Annotated in this window: 16 protein-coding genes; 9 read left to right on the top strand and 7 right to left on the bottom strand. The window is 54.2% G+C overall.

The annotated features are described in order from the left end of the window. The first annotated feature begins 36 nt into the window (after window positions 1-36). A complete protein-coding gene (gene sodC / locus PSSD_RS15090) occupies window positions 37-555 on the top strand; it encodes a superoxide dismutase family protein (protein WP_058972783.1) in 519 nt (172 codons plus the stop codon). Between the two features lie 131 nt (window positions 556-686). Then, window positions 687-1154: a hypothetical protein gene (locus PSSD_RS15085; RefSeq protein ID WP_058972782.1), complete on the top strand. Its 468-nt coding sequence runs from the start codon at window positions 687-689 to the stop codon at window positions 1152-1154. Here PSSD_RS15085 and PSSD_RS15080 read toward each other — a convergent pair whose 3' ends face one another. The 3 genes from PSSD_RS15080 to PSSD_RS15070 are packed head-to-tail and all read right to left on the bottom strand — an operon-like array spanning window position 1155 to window position 4263. Next, window positions 1155-3155, bottom strand: coding sequence for an FUSC family protein (locus PSSD_RS15080; RefSeq protein WP_058972781.1), 2001 nt, complete (start codon window positions 3153-3155; stop codon window positions 1155-1157). A gap of 7 nt (window positions 3156-3162) precedes the next feature. Beyond that, entirely contained in the window at window positions 3163-4020 is an 858-nt protein-coding gene (locus PSSD_RS15075; protein WP_039334196.1) for an efflux RND transporter periplasmic adaptor subunit, read from the bottom strand. 6 nt (window positions 4021-4026) lie between these two features. Beyond that, window positions 4027-4263 (bottom strand): DUF1656 domain-containing protein, encoded by a 237-nt coding sequence (locus PSSD_RS15070; RefSeq protein WP_039334194.1) that lies wholly within the window; start codon window positions 4261-4263, stop codon window positions 4027-4029. Between the two features lie 152 nt (window positions 4264-4415). Between PSSD_RS15070 and slyA the strand changes: the two genes are divergently transcribed. Then, window positions 4416-4898 (top strand): transcriptional regulator SlyA, encoded by a 483-nt coding sequence (gene slyA / locus PSSD_RS15065; RefSeq protein WP_167347680.1) that lies wholly within the window; start codon window positions 4416-4418, stop codon window positions 4896-4898. On the opposite strand, the gene slyB is transcribed toward slyA, so the two are convergent. Beyond that, a complete protein-coding gene (gene slyB, locus PSSD_RS15060) occupies window positions 4895-5362 on the bottom strand; it encodes an outer membrane lipoprotein SlyB (protein WP_058972780.1) in 468 nt (155 codons plus the stop codon). The two genes, slyA and slyB, sit on opposite strands and share 4 nt — an antisense overlap. Window positions 5363-5647: 285 nt before the next feature. On the opposite strand from slyB, the gene anmK reads away from it, so the two are divergent. From anmK to pdxY, 5 genes are all read left to right on the top strand, one after another. Next, window positions 5648-6769, top strand: coding sequence for an anhydro-N-acetylmuramic acid kinase (gene anmK / locus PSSD_RS15055; RefSeq protein ID WP_058972779.1), 1122 nt, complete (start codon window positions 5648-5650; stop codon window positions 6767-6769). A 10-nt stretch (window positions 6770-6779) separates the two neighbouring features. Continuing rightward, complete coding sequence (locus tag PSSD_RS15050; protein WP_039334186.1) at window positions 6780-7109, top strand: MliC family protein; 330 nt, start codon at window positions 6780-6782, stop codon at window positions 7107-7109. Window positions 7110-7123: 14 nt separating this feature from the next. After that, window positions 7124-7780: a pyridoxamine 5'-phosphate oxidase gene (gene pdxH, locus PSSD_RS15045; RefSeq protein WP_058972778.1), complete on the top strand. Its 657-nt coding sequence runs from the start codon at window positions 7124-7126 to the stop codon at window positions 7778-7780. A 138-nt stretch (window positions 7781-7918) separates the two neighbouring features. After that, on the top strand, window positions 7919-9193 hold the full coding sequence (gene tyrS, locus PSSD_RS15040; protein ID WP_039334182.1) for a tyrosine--tRNA ligase: 1275 nt from the start codon (window positions 7919-7921) through the stop codon (window positions 9191-9193). Window positions 9194-9247: 54 nt separating this feature from the next. Continuing rightward, a complete protein-coding gene (gene pdxY / locus PSSD_RS15035) occupies window positions 9248-10108 on the top strand; it encodes a pyridoxal kinase PdxY (RefSeq protein WP_058972777.1) in 861 nt (286 codons plus the stop codon). 123 nt (window positions 10109-10231) lie between these two features. On the opposite strand, the gene gstA is transcribed toward pdxY, so the two are convergent. The 3 genes from gstA to dtpA form a co-directional block, all read right to left on the bottom strand. Then, window positions 10232-10837 (bottom strand): glutathione transferase GstA, encoded by a 606-nt coding sequence (gstA, locus tag PSSD_RS15030; RefSeq protein WP_201023820.1) that lies wholly within the window; start codon window positions 10835-10837, stop codon window positions 10232-10234. A 73-nt stretch (window positions 10838-10910) separates the two neighbouring features. Beyond that, window positions 10911-11819 carry a LysR family transcriptional regulator gene (locus PSSD_RS15025; protein WP_058972775.1) on the bottom strand — a complete coding sequence of 303 codons (909 nt, stop codon included), beginning with the start codon at window positions 11817-11819 and terminating at the stop codon, window positions 10911-10913. Window positions 11820-11974: 155 nt separating this feature from the next. Next, a complete protein-coding gene (gene dtpA / locus PSSD_RS15020) occupies window positions 11975-13483 on the bottom strand; it encodes a dipeptide/tripeptide permease DtpA (RefSeq protein WP_058972774.1) in 1509 nt (502 codons plus the stop codon). Between the two features lie 652 nt (window positions 13484-14135). Here dtpA and PSSD_RS15015 point away from each other — a divergent pair. Then, window positions 14136-14825 carry a CTP synthase C-terminal region-related (seleno)protein gene (locus tag PSSD_RS15015; RefSeq protein ID WP_058972773.1) on the top strand — a complete coding sequence of 230 codons (690 nt, stop codon included), beginning with the start codon at window positions 14136-14138 and terminating at the stop codon, window positions 14823-14825. Window positions 14826-15178: the final 353 nt, after the last annotated feature.

Genomic DNA, 15178 nt, shown 5'->3' with positions numbered 1-15178 from the left:
TAGGATTACTGGGCATCCTAACCGTAAGGAGACGTTATGAAGAAAATCCTCATTGCCGCAATGGCACTGGCCTGTGCTACGGCAGCGCAGGCCGCTTCTGAAGAGGTCACGCTGCATGAAGTGACCGCGCAAGGTATTGGCGCGGCGATTGGCAAGGTGACAATCAGTGAAACCCCGTATGGCCTGCAGTTCGCGCCCGCGTTAACCGGACTCAAACCGGGTATACATGGTTTCCACGTCCATGCCAAAGGCAGTTGTGAACCGGCAACGATTGAAGGAAAAGCCGTTGCTGCAGGAGCCGCAGGGGGGCATTTTGATCCACAGAACAGCGGGAAACATCTGGGGCCTTACGCTGACGGGCATTTAGGTGATCTGCCCGCTATATTCGTTACCGATGATGGCAAGGCAGATTATCCGGTGGTCGCCCCGCGCATTAAAACGCTCAGTGAAATTAAAGGCAAAGCGTTGATGGTGCATGTAGGGGGGGATAACCATGCCGATCATCCGCAACCATTGGGCGGCGGCGGTGCGCGTTTTGCCTGTGGTGTGATTTAATCGCCAGGCGACAGATAACCTGTCGCCTTTCACTCTTCTTCACGAAAAATTCTGCACCACTTTCCCGCTACACTCTGTGCCTTATCCATCCTATGATGTTGATTCAGGAATAAAACCGCTCAGGGGCTGGAATGAAAACGCGTGGGATTTTGCTGTTATGTTTTTTGCTGGCAGGGTGTGACCAACCTAATGAGACACAGCTGAGGTTGGACGCCAGTCGGCAGTTACAGCGTACCATTGACACCAATCCATTGCGTGGCAGCTGTGAGAGCATCGCCCGTGGAAGAGAATGGTTGACGCCGCGCACCCTGGAGCAGTTGGAGGCCAAAGGCTGCCAGAACGTCTTGCGCAGCGCCACCGAAACCAACTTCACCCACACTGAAACCTTCCACCGTGCCTTGACCACCGTCTGTGGCGGTATTCAAGGCAAAAGTTTCACCGGCACCACCCTCAATCGCCGCTTTATCTACTCATCTGAAGAAAAAGCGCTGGTGATTGAACCGATGACCGATCAGGACAAAACCCGTTTTGAGGGGCACAAAACCTTGCAGCAGCTGCAGGACGATTTTGATCGTCAGATGACGCAATACTGTCAGTAATCAATCCGGTACCGCCTGGCTTAACTGAGCCAGAGAGCAGCGCAAGCGCCATAAAATCCCGGCGAGGGTGTTGGCTTCACTGTCTGGCTGTGTTTGCAGTTGCGAAATCATGGCTTCCAGCTCATCCAGTGTGGCCTGCAAGGAGGTGTGACGCACCCCGCGCAGGCTCATAATCCGTTGCAGATCTTGCAAACTGCTGTCTCGCACCTGGGCCAGCGTGGCGGAGGCGGGCTGCCATTCACGCAGTTGCCAGACGATATGGGAACAGTTGAGCAACACCACGCCCCAGCGCAGCAGCCAGACACGTGCCTGTTCATCCCGGCTATTGCTCAACTGGCTGATGTGATGATAAATCTGCGATTCAAAATGACTTTCACTTAATCGCGGATGTCGACGCAGTTGGTCGAGAAAGGCATGACGTAACGCGCGGATATGGCGACGGCTGCGACGAGCATCCGAACTCGGGCGCAACACCTGGAAGGCCATCCACGCCAGCATGACGCCGCACACTTTTGCCAGGTTATCGTTGAGGAAGCTTTGGTAATCCCAGTCCGGCGGGTTCGTTACCGCAATAAAAGACCCCATGAAGACAATAAACTGGCCCCACATTCCGGCGCGTTTTTTCTGCTGCAATTTGAAAAGTTGCAAGGTGATCAGCAGTGGAAACAGCACCAGCAGGAATTGCCATAAGGCGCTGATTTGCACCATCAGACCAAACTGCAGCAAAAAACTAAACAGCGACAGCCATAACAAGGTTTTGAGTAACAACGACACGCTGCCGCTGGGTGAGGGCGCAGAGGAGTAGAGCACGCAGGCAATGGCGGTGAGCGTTAATGCCGCGGCACCAGCATCCCATTGGGTGCCAATCCAGAAGGCGCAGCCCAGCATGATCACGCTGAAGGTGCGCAACGCGCTCCAGCCGGCCTCAGCACTGTCACTCTCGCGGGCTAGCGAGGGGGCATAAGGTGGTTGAAAACGGGTATCGGCATCGGCGCGTTCTATCAGTCGAATCCAGCGATTGACGTTGAGATAGACCCAGCAGAAATAGCGCAGACGCTGTACAAACGCACGCTGACGAAAGTCGCCCGTCGCTTCAGGGGTAATGCTGCGTAAAATTAGCGCCAGGCGATACTTGTCGCACTGAGGCAGTGCCAACTCATGCAACAACTGCTGAATGGCGTTATACAGTTCTGGCGGAGCATCGGGCCAGTTAAGCAGCATGCGGCGCAGGCTGGAGAGCACGCTGGTAAGACGCAACTGCTGATGCAGAACATAATTGAGCACATTGTTTTGGCGTCGATAGCGGTAGTGGCTCCAGAACGCCTGAATACGCAGCAGGTTCATGGTGAGAATCTGGCTAATGACATTCTCATGCGCGGTACGCACATTGTCAGTACTGCTCTCTTGTAACAGCAGCACCGCGTGGTCGAGCAGACGTGCATGCATCTGACGTAGCGAGGTCATTAAGGTGTTGCCATCGGAGGTGCTGGGCAAAATCATCATCATCAGCCCGGCGCAAAGAATGCCCGAAATCACCTCGCACACCCGCGCCTGGGTGATATCCCACAGCTGAGTGACGTCAGTGATATTCACGCTACTGAAGGCAATAATGGCGGCGGTGTACCCGGCAAGAGAAAAAGCGTAGGCGACGTTATTTTGATAGTGGTTGGCAATCCAGGTACAGAAAGCCAGCCAACCGGCCATAAAGAAGGCAAACAGCCAGGGCTCGTTTAAGGTATGGCCCGCAATCAGCAGGGCGGCCGTAGCGCCGAGCAGACTGCCGACAATGCGCCCCAAACTTTTGCTGATGGCGCCTCCCACCGTGGGAAAGCTGACAACCGCGGCCGAGGTCATGGCCCAGTAAGGCTCGTCGAGTTGAAGGGCATAGGCGATAGTCAGCGCCAGACACATGGCGATGGCATTGCGTAAGGCATAGCGCCATTCGCCGCCGGTTGCCTTAATCCACGGGAGGTTTTGCCAGGCCAGCCACTGCAAATTCATCCTGACCTCAGTGCGCAATCGATATGGTGCAAGTGGTGCCCGCTACCAGCGGCACGTCATCGGGAATGGCGTCTAAGCGAATCCGCACCGGTACGCGCTGTGCCAGACGTACCCAAGGCACGTTGGGCTTGATATCGGGGACCAGTCCGCTATCGGTCGAGACGCTCTGATCATAAATCGCCCGGCCAATACTCTCCACTTTACCCTGCAACCTTGTGCCATTGCTGTAAAGCACAATGTCCGCTTGCGCACCCGGTTGGATATGGCGCAACTTGGTCTCTTCGAAGTAACCCATCACGTAATAAGAGTGACTATCTACCATAGCGAACAGCGGTGTGCCTGCCGTGGCGTAATTGCCTGGGCGCAGTGTGAGATTACTGATCCACCCGTCGGTAGGTGCAGTGATGGTGGTTTGTTGCAGATTCCAACGCGCCTGATCGAGACTGGCCTGGGCTGCTTTGGTGGTGGCTGCCGCGGCGTTGGCCGTCAGTCGCGCAGCATCCATATCCTCTGCGGAGATGACGTTACGCGGCAGGCTTGCTCGACGATTGGCCTCATGCTGGGCTTTGGCCAGGTCAGATTGTGCCTTAGCCAACTGCGCGTCGGCATTATCCAGCGCAATTTGCCATGGCACGGGATCGATCTTCAGTAAGGTGTCACCTTTGTGCACAAACTGGTTATCGCGGACGGCGAGTTCAATGATGCGGCCAGACACTTCCGGGGTGATATCCACCAGTTCCGCGCGCACTTTGCCATCACGCGTCCAGGGGGACTGCATGTAGTAATTCCACATCCACCAACCGGCAATCAGGGCCAGGGCAAACACCACCAGGGTGGAAAAGTATTTAAAAGGGTTGAATTTCATGGTGATTTATCCGAGGCTCAGTATCCACAGTGCGCCAGTGACGCACAAAACGAATAGGGAAAGATCCATCAAGGTGGGATGCCAGATGTCGCCGGAGTAAATCCAGCCGCGTAGCAATGGGTGAATCAGTAACCAGAAGAAGAAACCCAACAGCACAGCTTTGAACAGCGGCGGAAAGAACAGCGAAGCACCGAAAACCAGGTCGGTAAGCGGAGCGGTGGCGGAAAGTGCGGTTATGGACACGTGTCATCATCCTTCTTTGTCCCAGGTTCTCTCTCAAAGAAGCGTAGAAGAGAGCGTGCCGTCTGGCCTGAGATTTGTAATTTGTCCTGTAAACTCGCAGAATAGTGTAAAATCTGGCTTGATAGCTAGCAAGCTAATTATAAGGAGATGAAATGGATACGCCCCTCGGAACAGACCTGTCTCGCCTGGTACGCATTTGGCGTGCCTTGATCGACCAGCGTTTGAAGCCGCTTGAGTTAACACAAACGCATTGGGTGACGTTACACAATATTCATCAACTCCCGCCAGAGCAGTCACAGATCCAACTGGCGAAGGCCATCGGCATTGAGCAGCCTTCATTGGTGCGCACGCTGGATCAGCTCGAAGATAAAGGGTTAATCACCCGTGCAACTTGCGCCAACGATCGTCGTGCCAAGCGCATTAAGCTGACCAAGCAGGCTGAACCGATTATCGAACAGGTCGAGAGCGTGATTGATGCCACACGGGATGACATCCTCTCCGGCATCAGCCTGGAGGAGATCAATCAGATGGTAACGCTGATTGCTCGACTGGAAAAAAATATTACTCGAGTTACAAAACCGGGAGAAATAAAAAAACCGCGCGCTGGCGTCGGTTTTTTTTATCTGTTCGCTTAGCGTGGTGAAACGGTCACCTGGCTGCCATTGGAAGCCATCACGACACGCTGGCCCACGGAATAGCGGCTTGCGGCCTGCTTCTGCACCACCATGATGGTGTTGCCATCATCTTTACGGATTTCCAGCTCAACGCCATCAGATTTGTTCATCGCACCCTGAACGCCTTGACCTGCAACGCCGCCGAGTACCGCGCCGCCGGCGGTTGCCAGGCTACGACCGGTGCCGCCGCCAATGGTGTTACCAAGGAAACCACCCAGTACGGCACCGCCGATCGCACCAATCACGTTATTCTCGTCGCCGCCCTGGATTTTCACCGGGCGAACCGATACCAGGGTGCCGTAAGAAACACTTTGTACTTGTTTGGCTTCGCTGGCGCTATACACATCACCGGAAAGGGTATCGTTGCTGACACAACCTGCCAGCGTCAGGCCGGTGAGTGCCACGGCTACAAAACGCTTAATCATCAGAAAGCTCCTTAATGCAAAAAAACGCCATGTTCTCGTCCTCTACTGCAAGAGTATAAGACAGAAAGCTGGCAATTGACTCTATGTCCAAATATTACGCGGCTGAAGCAGAGGATAGACCATTGCCCCTCAACAAAAATTCAATTTCGTGCTGAAAATATTTTAGCGCTGAACAGGAGTGTGTCGCGAAGTTGAAAAGCGGAATTTTATCATAGAATTAGCCGCGTTATTTTGCCAGGCTAAACAAAGATGAATCACAGACTCGCGTGTGGGTAAGGAACCGCTATGAAATCAGGACGCTATATCGGCGTGATGTCCGGCACCAGCCTCGATGGCGTGGATGTGGTGCTGGCGGCTATTGATCAGCACATGGTCGCGCAACAGGCCAGCTATTGCCACCCGATGCCGCAAGAGATCCGCCAGCAGGTGTTGGCGATTTGTCAGGGCCAGTCACTCACCTTGTCCCAGCTTGGGCAACTCGATACCCGCTTGGGCAAGCTGTTTGCTGAAGCGGTATTAACCCTGATGCAGCAAGAGTCGCTGGAGGCCAGTGACATTATGGCGATTGGTTGCCACGGCCAAACGGTGTGGCACGAACCACAAAGTGACGCACCCAATACGCTGCAAATCGGCGATAGCAATCAGATAGCCGCTGCAACAGGTGTCACGGTGATTGGTGATTTCCGTCGCCGTGATATGGCGTTAGGTGGGCAGGGCGCACCCTTGGTGCCTGCTTTCCATCAGGCACTGTTAATGGATAGCGTTGAGCGGCGTATGGTATTGAATATTGGGGGCATCGCCAATTTATCCTTACTGATTCCCGGTCAGCCGGTGCGCGGATTCGATACCGGGCCGGGTAATATGCTGATTGATGCCTGGATTTGGCGCCACAAAGGGTTAGCCTACGATAAAGATGCGGATTGGGCGCGCAGTGGACAGGTGGTTCCCGCACTGTTGGAAGAGATGTTAAATGATCCCTGGTTTGCCCTGCCGCCGCCAAAAAGCACCGGTCGCGAATACTTCAACCTCGGTTGGGTCGAACGGCAACTGCAGCGTTTCCCTGCGCTGGCACCCCAGGATGTGCAAGCCACACTCAGTGAACTGACCGCGACTACTATCGCGCAGCAGGTGCAACTGAATGATGGCTGCGATCGTCTACTGGTGTGCGGGGGAGGCGGACGAAATCCGTTGCTGATGGCGCGTCTGGCTGCGCATCTGCCCGGTACGGAAGTGGGTACCACCGATGCGGCGGGTATACGCGGTGATGATATGGAAGCGCTGGCGTTTGCCTGGCTGGCCTATCGCACATTATCGGGCCTGCCGGGCAATTTGCCTGCGGTGACGGGTGCGCGGGAAATGAGTGTGTTGGGCGCGATCTATCCCGCCAATACCCGACCAACACGTTAAGGAGTGAAAGATGAAAAAAATCGTTATTTTAGTGGGAAGTCTGGTGATGTTGAGTGGCTGCGGTATGCTGCACAAACAGGAACAGGCACCTCAGACGTTACGTTATCAGTGCGGCACTTTGCCCCTGACGGTCACGCTGGATAATCCAAAGCAGCAGGTTAGCTTTATTCTGGATGGCAAGCCGCTGACGTTAACACAAACCGTGTCAGCATCAGGGGCGCGATACAGTGACGGGACCTATGTCTTCTGGTCAAAAGGCAACGGCGCTTTTGTTGAGCGTAATGACAAAATCGTGATTAATGACTGTGAATTGCAACATGCGGATGCGTCCGCCCAGTAACCAAGAGAACCAGCATGAGCGACAGTGACAGCTTGCAAAATATTGCCCATCTGCGTCGTGAGTACACCCGCGGCGGGCTGCGACGTAATGATCTGCCAGACACGCCTCTGGCACTGTTTGAACAGTGGTTAAAGCAGGCGTGTGATGCGCAGTTGCCCGATCCTACGGCCATGACGGTGGCCACGGTGGACAGCAATGGGCAACCCTATCAGCGCATTGTGCTGCTCAAGCACTATGACGATCGGGGAATGGTGTTTTACACCAATCTCGGCAGCCGTAAAGCGATGCAATTGGCGGATAACCCTCGCATCTCGCTGCACTTCCCTTGGCACTATCTTGAGCGCCAGGTGATGGTGCTGGGAGAAGTGGAGAAACTGACGCCCTTGGAAGTGCTGAAATACTTCAGCAGCCGCCCGCGTGACAGCCAGATTGGCGCCTGGGTTTCAAAGCAGTCGAGCCGTATCTCGGCGCGCGGTGTGCTGGAGGGCAAGTTCCTGGAACTGAAGCAGAAGTTCCAGCAAGGTGAGGTGCCGCTGCCCAGTTTCTGGGGCGGATACCGCGTCAAATTTCACACTATGGAGTTCTGGCAGGGGGGAGAACACCGTCTGCACGATCGCTTCCTCTACCAACGTGAAGACAATGGCTGGACGATTGACCGCTTAGCGCCTTAAAACTGCGTTTTACCCCCTATCAACGCTGGCGCAGTTGGCGTCAGCGCTTTATGCTATACGCCTCTTTTTTTCGTATCCGCATCTCAGCGGAAAGCTGTGTACCAGCCTAGGTGCAGTCTGATCAATTTGGAGTCAGTGATGACCAGCAGTAACCTGATACAACAATTGCAAGAAAGGGGCTTAGTCGCCCAGGTAACGGACGAGGAAGCGTTAGCAGAGCGACTGGCGCAAGGGCCAATTGCACTGTATTGCGGCTTCGATCCGACCGCTGATAGCTTGCATTTGGGCCATCTGGTGCCGCTGCTCTGCCTGAAACGTTTTCAGGACGCCGGACACAAGCCGGTCGCGCTGGTGGGTGGTGCCACCGGTCTGATTGGCGATCCCAGCTTTAAAGCAGCAGAACGTAAACTCAACACCACCGATACCGTGGGCGAATGGGTTGAGAAAATTCGTCACCAGGTGGCGCCTTTCCTTAACTTCGATTGCGGTGATAACAGCGCCATCGCGGCCAATAACTACGACTGGTTCGGCGGCATGAATGTGCTGACCTTCCTGCGCGACATCGGTAAACACTTCTCTGTTAACCAGATGATTAACCGCGAAGCGGTAAAACAGCGTCTGAACCGTGAAGATCAGGGGATCTCATACACTGAGTTCTCTTACAACCTGCTGCAGGGTTACGATTTTGCAGAACTGAACAAGCGTTATGACGTGGTGCTGCAGATTGGCGGTTCCGATCAGTGGGGCAACATCACTTCGGGTATCGACTTAACGCGTCGTCTGCATCAACAGCAAGCCTGGGGCCTGACGGTTCCTCTGATCACCAAATCAGACGGCACCAAGTTCGGTAAAACCGAAGGTGGCGCGGTCTGGCTCGATGCCAAGAAAACCAGCCCGTACAAGTTCTACCAGTTCTGGATTAATACCGCGGATTCTGACGTCTATCGCTTCCTGAAGTTCTTCACCTTCATGAGCATTGAAGAGATCAATGCGCTGGAAGAAGAAGATAAAAACAGCGGTAAAGCGCCACGCGCCCAGTATGTGTTGGCAGAGCAGGTGACGCGTCTGGTACATGGCGAAGCGGGTCTGACAGCAGCGAAACGCATTACTGAAAGCCTGTTCTCTGGCAGCCTGAGTGAGATGACCGAAGCGGACTTCGAGCAGTTAGCGCAGGACGGTATGCCGGTGATCAATCTGACCGCCGATGACGATCTGCAGCAGGCGCTGGTTGCCGCTGAACTGGTGCCTTCACGCGGGCAGGCGCGCACCATGATCGGCTCTAACGCGGTGTCTCTGAACGGTGAAAAACAATCTGATGCCGAGTATCGTTTCAGCGAGAGTGACAAACTGTTTGGTCGCTTTACGCTGTTGCGTCGCGGTAAAAAACACTACTGCCTGATAAACTGGCAGTAAGGTTCGACGGCCGGTTTCCGGCCCTTTTTTATGGCAAGGCAGTACAGGGCAATAATGAAAAATATCCTCGCAATCCAGTCTCATGTGGTTTACGGCCACGCTGGTAACAGCGCCGCCGAATTCCCAATGCGTCGCATGGGCGCAAACGTTTGGCCGTTGAACACGGTTCAGTTCTCGAATCACACGCAATACGGTCACTGGACCGGCACCGTGATGCCCGCTACCCATCTGACGGAGATCGTCAAAGGTATTGCGGCGATCGATCGCCTGAAGACCTGTGATGCGGTGCTGAGTGGTTATTTAGGTTCTGCGGAGCAAGGCGAGCAAATTTTAGAGATCGTGCGCCAGGTAAAAGCGGCCAACCCGAATGCCTGGTTCTTCTGCGATCCGGTGATGGGGCATCCTGAAAAAGGCTGTATCGTTGCTCCAGGCGTTGCGGAGTTCCACTGCAAGATGGCGATGCCCGCCAGCGATATCATCGCACCAAATCTGCTGGAGCTTGAAATGCTCAGCGGCTATGAAATCGCCAACGTTGAGCAAGCGGTGGTGGCGGCTCGCGCATTGGTCGCGCAAGGCCCGAAAGTGGTATTGGTGAAACATCTGGCACGCGCTGGACGTCGCAGCGATCGCTTTGAAATGCTGCTGGTGACGGCTGACGAGTGCTGGCACATCAGCCGCCCGCTGGTGGATTTTGGTGTGCGCCAACCGGTCGGTGTGGGCGATCTCACCAGTGGTCTGCTGTTGGTCGACTTGCTGCACGGTAAATCACTGCAGGATGCGCTGGAACACGTGACGGCGGCAGTGTATGAAGTGATGCTGAAAACCCACGAGATGGGTGAGTACGAATTACAGTTGGTGGCGGCACAGGATGCGATTGCCCAGCCAACCCAGCATTTCGCGGCAGAAAAGCTGTAAGGGCGTCCTTGGGCTGATAACAGCCACTTGAGCGCTTATATCGGTGCGCATGAATGCGCACCCTACATCGACAATGTGAACGTAGTGTAGGGTCGCCATTGATGGCGACCAAAACGCGAGCGCTTAAACCAGCCCTTCCGCTTTCAACGCGGCCTGCACTGCAGGACGTTCAGCGACCCGGTTAAACCACGCTTCCAGCGCATCCAGCCCACTCAGATCCAGCTTGATGGCTTTTGCCCAGCGTGTCACCACGAACAGATACACATCGGCAACGGTATAACGCAGGCCCATCAGCCACTGCTTATCTTCCAGCGCTGCATTCACCGCCTGATATTTCTTCTCAAGCTGCGCACGGACAATTGCTTTGTACTCTTCTGGCGTGTCCGGACGGAACAGTGGAGAGAAAGTTTTGTGCAGCTCACTGCTGACAAAACTCAGCCATTCCAGCGTGTGATAGCGTGTCAGGCTACCGGTGGGTGCCAGCAGATTACGATCCGGTTTGAGATCCGCCAGATACTGCACAATCGCCACGCCTTCGGTCAGCAAACTACCATCATCAAACTGCAGCGCGGGAACCTGTCCTTTCGGGTTAATCTGCCAGTAATCTTCTCCCAACTCGGTGACTTTCTTCTGCAGATCGACATTCACCTGCGTAAAGTCCAGCCCGCATTCACGCGCAACGATGTGCGGTGACAGCGAACAGGCACCGGGCTTGCAATAGAGTTTCATCATGGCTTCTCCTGGAGTGTTGTAGTGATCGAAACAGCATAAATCTGCAAAAAAATTTTACCAGTGACAGCGATCAGGAATTACCGTCTGGGTTGCGCTTTTCTGCCGTGAAGCAGGGAAGCGAAGGCAACTGCTCAAGGGCAAAATCCCAAAATTGACGGACCTTGGGTGTCATATTCTTCACGCGCTGCGCCACCAGTTGGACCGGCAAGGGCGCGGGTTCCCACTCAGGTAATAAACGGACCAGCTTTCCGTCATGCACGTCATCCAGTACCTGATAGGAGAGCAAACGTCCGATGCCCTGGCCGCCGCGCAGTGTTTCCAGCTGGCTGGCAATATCATTAACACGTAAACGGGGGAAAATTCTCACCCGGAGATCGTGGGCGAAGCGCCACTCTCGCGTGTGGCGCAGGCTGGTGATCAGCGCATGTTGCTGGAGTTCAGCTGGATGAGTGGGCACACCGGCCCGCTGTAAATAATCGGGACTGGCGACTAGCGTAGAACGCACGTTCCCTACCTGGCGCGCAACCATTGATGAGTCCTGTAGCTCACCAATGCGCAGGGCGATATCCAGCCCGTTTTCAATCAGATCCTGATAGCTGTCGCTGAGCACCACTTCGATTTGCATCTCCGGATGCTGCTGCAGAAAAGCATTCACCAGTGGCATCACGTGGAGGCGACCAAAAGGAACGGGCGCGGTGATGCGTAACAGCCCCTGTAATCCGCTGTGGTGCGCGCTATCCAGCGCCTTTTGATAATCACTCAGTAACTGTTGCGCCTGTTCAAACAGCTGCCAGCCGGCTTCAGTGGGTGCCAACTGACGGGTGGTACGCTCAATCAGTGTGGTACTGAAGCGTGATTCCAGGGCATTCAAGGTGCGCGTGATCACCGGAGGAGATCGCTGAAGAAGGCGTGCAGCGCCTGCCAGGCTACCTTGCTGAATCACCGCGACAAAAATCTGTAGCTCTTCAAACCTATCCATGATGATACCAGCTCGGTTAACAGGGTGCCGTCATCATGCGTTTAATGAGATAAAAAGCGAAGCTTTGGTAGCAGGAAACGTTAAAGAAGCGGGAAGAAAAGGCGGGGGATGTTAAAAAGCCGGGCATTTGCCCGGCTTTCTGGTCTCAAACCTTATTACTGATTGGCGTTAGCGCTTTTCAGTTCCGGTTGAGTAGCATCATTTTGCGTCATGCGATTCAGCAGCGGCGCAGTGATCAGCATCAGGATGGCGATAGTGCCTGTAGCGATACCAATCTGCTGGAACACGTGGCTATACACTGCCAGCGAGGCATGTGGGTCGGTCACATCATTCGGTACTGCCATCAGGTTGGCCACTTTACCGGCAATCATTGCTGCGCCAGCGGTGGTCAGGAACCATGAACCCATGATGAAGCCCATCAGACGCTGTGGTACCAACTGTGCAACCATCGCCAGACCCAGACCCGAAATCATCAACTCGCCAATACTCTGCAGCGCATAACTGATGATTAACCAGTTAACTGAAACGATACCAGCATCGTTAGCGAATTTGGCGCCAAACGGCAACACCAGGAAGGCGGCAGAACACAACACCATACCAATCGCGAATTTGTGCGGCATCGGCAGTTTGTCGCCCAGCTTGTTATAAACCGCAGCCAGAATCGGGCTCGCCAGCATGATCCAGAACGGGTTCAGCGCCTGGAACTGCTCTGGCTCAAAGGTGATACCCAGAATCGCATGTTCAACGTTGCGGATGGCAAAGAAGTTCAGCGAGGTTGGCATCTGCATGTACAACACGAAGAAGACAATCGCTTCCAGCATCAACAGGAAGGCGACGATCATTTTACGACGTGCGGCGCCTTTCAGTGCAAAGGCTTCCTTGGCAAACACCAGCACGATACCGATGGCAATCACGCCCAGCGCCATACGCGCGATGCTCTGGTGATGCAACAGCCAGGCGGCGATAGCAATCAGGACCACCACGGCAACCAGCGTCATCAGCAGCTTGCTGACATTCAGCGGGGCGAAGTCTGGTTTAGAACCGTAGTTTTTCACCAGACGCTGGCAGAACAGGAAGTTCAGCAGCGTAATCACCAGCCCAACAACCGACAGCGAGAAGGCCGCGCCCCAGCCGTAATGGGCAGCCAGCCACGGTGTCAGCATCATGGAGAACAGCGAACCGATATTGATCGACATATAGAACATGGTGAAAGCGCCGTCGATACGCGGGTCATCTTTCTCATAGCACGTTGAGAGTAAAGACGATGGGTTCGCTTTAAACAGGCCGCTACCGACGGCGATGGTCGCCATACCCGCGTAGACCATGGCGGTATCGTGCCCGGAGAAGGCAATCAGCGAATAGCCTAATGCCAGTACGATGACGCCGAGAACGATCACGCGTTTGGTACCCAACACTTTATCGCCCAACCAGCCGCCGATGGCGACCATACCGTAAACCAAGGCGCTGAAAGAGGTGAACAGGGTGATGGAGTCCGCTTCGGTCATCCCCAGTTGTTTCACCAGATAAACGGCCATGATGGCTTGCAGACCGTAGTAGCCAAAACGCTCCCACAGTTCGATGGAGAAGATCAGATAAAACGCTTTCGGTTGCTTGAAGGCGTTGAGGCTTACGGCCTCGTCAGTGTGTTTGTTTGCAGTTGACACGTGTACCTCAGTTTATACATAGCCTGTTTTACGACAGGAATTAAGTCTGCGTCGGGCTGAGTCATCCCGCGCAACATTGTTATTAGAAAGGAAAAACGGCGCCTAATTTGGCTGAATCAGGCCATCAGGGCAAGCATTTTCTGCACGCTGAAATACTTGTAACAGGTAGGGTTAATGCCGTTATAAGAAGTTGTAAATCAGTGTTAAATATTGCTGAGTGGCATTATATCAGAATAAATCTGTCGGCTGGAGATCTGAAGGATCATTTTCCTGAAATAAACCGCTCAAATGGTATTATGCAGAACATAACCCTAGAGATGATTATTTATACCGTCATTACGTCCATGCAAGCTTAACATTTGAGCACAATAGGTTGATAAATGAGCGTAAAGTGCAGCCAGAAGTTTCCAATAGTCTAATTTGTTGATCCTGCGCACATAATTGCGAATTAATTAAACCAGTAAAAGAAGTAAACGTTTGCGTAGATGACATCTGGCGAGTAAATCACCGTTAACAGCGTGGTTTAACCGCATAAAATGTAGGCTTCCAGTTAAATGCGCGAATGCGAAAACCTGATTAATCGTGCCGAACTCCTTTTAGACAGCGACTCAACTTTGCTGTAACCTCGTTTTTTCCCTGAAAGGAAGTCATCATGACGCAGTCCGTTCGTGTCGCCCTGATCGGCGATTACCGTGCCAATGCCGTTGCACACCAAGCCATTCCTCCTGCTGTTCAACTCGCTGCAAATTCGCTTTCACTCAACGTCACCGCCGACTGGATCGCCACCCCTGAAATTGAGCAACGCAATTTGGCCGATTACGATGCCATTTGGGTAGTGCCAGGCAGCCCCTATCTTAATGATGAAGGTGTGTTCGCCACGATCCGCTGGGCACGCGAAAACCACAAACCTTTCCTCGGATCCTGCGGGGGTTTTCAGTATGCGATAGTGGAGTACGCGCGCCATGTGTTGGGTTGGGAAGATGCGTCCCACGCGGAAACCGACAAAGAGGGGCGCTGGGTGATCGCGCCGCTGGCCTGTTCGCTGGTGGAACAGCGCGGGACGGTGACCTTCGAACCGGGATCGCGTATCGCGCAAGCCTACGGTGCATTAAAAAGTGACGAAGGCTATCACTGCAATTTTGGCGTGAATCCGGAATTCAGCGCTGCGCTGGCCAGCAAAAACCTGAATATCATCTCGTGGGATTTGGACGGTGACGTACGCGGTATAGAGTTGACCGACCATCCGTTCTTTGTCGCGACGCTGTTCCAGTCAGAACGTGCGGCGCTACAAAACCGTTTGTCACCGCTGGTTGTGGCATGGCTGCAAGCTGCTGCGCAATAAGCTTAGGGGGAGGCCTTTAGGCCTTAATGCTCGTCAGTTAAGAACTCAGGCTGCTTATTGATAAGTGGCCTTTCTTTTCTGTGCGGGCTCTGCCACCACTACTGCCCCCTCTGGGCCGTCCTCGCGCCGCTAAAGCGGTACCTTCGACTTCCACGTCGTGCCGGACGGACCGTTCGCGGATGACCATCCATGGTCGGCCGCGAACCGCCCCACGCCTACCCGCGTGGGGCTCCTGGCCCAACGTAAAAGTCTCAGCGCTGCGGATAAACCCTAAGGGGGCAGCAGAGGCGTCATAGCCTCAGACAATGTGCCCTTTTTGACAACGCGCATTGAAGCTGATGAGCTGGCTGGGG

This window comes from Type-D symbiont of Plautia stali, from assembly GCF_001485335.1.
GTDB lineage: Bacteria > Pseudomonadota > Gammaproteobacteria > Enterobacterales > Enterobacteriaceae > Pantoea > Pantoea vagans_C.
The sequence above is the reverse complement of the archived record's forward strand: the minus strand, read 5'-3'. Positions and strand labels throughout refer to the sequence as shown.

Bases quoted from the DNA above. Each gene is read 5' to 3' on its own strand.
- tyrS (WP_039334182.1), top strand. From the start codon at position 7,919: ATGACCAGCAGTAACCTGATACAACAATTGCAAGAAAGGGGCTTAGTC.
- slyA (WP_167347680.1), top strand. From the start codon at position 4,416: ATGGATACGCCCCTCGGAACAGACCTGTCTCGCCTGGTACGCATTTGG.
- PSSD_RS15015 (WP_058972773.1), top strand. From the start codon at position 14,136: ATGACGCAGTCCGTTCGTGTCGCCCTGATCGGCGATTACCGTGCCAAT.
- pdxH (WP_058972778.1), top strand. From the start codon at position 7,124: ATGAGCGACAGTGACAGCTTGCAAAATATTGCCCATCTGCGTCGTGAG.
- anmK (WP_058972779.1), top strand. From the start codon at position 5,648: ATGAAATCAGGACGCTATATCGGCGTGATGTCCGGCACCAGCCTCGAT.
- PSSD_RS15085 (WP_058972782.1), top strand. From the start codon at position 687: ATGAAAACGCGTGGGATTTTGCTGTTATGTTTTTTGCTGGCAGGGTGT.
- sodC (WP_058972783.1), top strand. From the start codon at position 37: ATGAAGAAAATCCTCATTGCCGCAATGGCACTGGCCTGTGCTACGGCA.
- PSSD_RS15025 (WP_058972775.1), bottom strand. From the start codon at position 11,819: ATGGATAGGTTTGAAGAGCTACAGATTTTTGTCGCGGTGATTCAGCAA.
- PSSD_RS15075 (WP_039334196.1), bottom strand. From the start codon at position 4,020: ATGAAATTCAACCCTTTTAAATACTTTTCCACCCTGGTGGTGTTTGCC.
- PSSD_RS15050 (WP_039334186.1), top strand. From the start codon at position 6,780: ATGAAAAAAATCGTTATTTTAGTGGGAAGTCTGGTGATGTTGAGTGGC.
- slyB (WP_058972780.1), bottom strand. From the start codon at position 5,362: ATGATTAAGCGTTTTGTAGCCGTGGCACTCACCGGCCTGACGCTGGCA.
- PSSD_RS15080 (WP_058972781.1), bottom strand. From the start codon at position 3,155: ATGAATTTGCAGTGGCTGGCCTGGCAAAACCTCCCGTGGATTAAGGCA.
- gstA (WP_201023820.1), bottom strand. From the start codon at position 10,837: ATGAAACTCTATTGCAAGCCCGGTGCCTGTTCGCTGTCACCGCACATC.
- pdxY (WP_058972777.1), top strand. From the start codon at position 9,248: ATGAAAAATATCCTCGCAATCCAGTCTCATGTGGTTTACGGCCACGCT.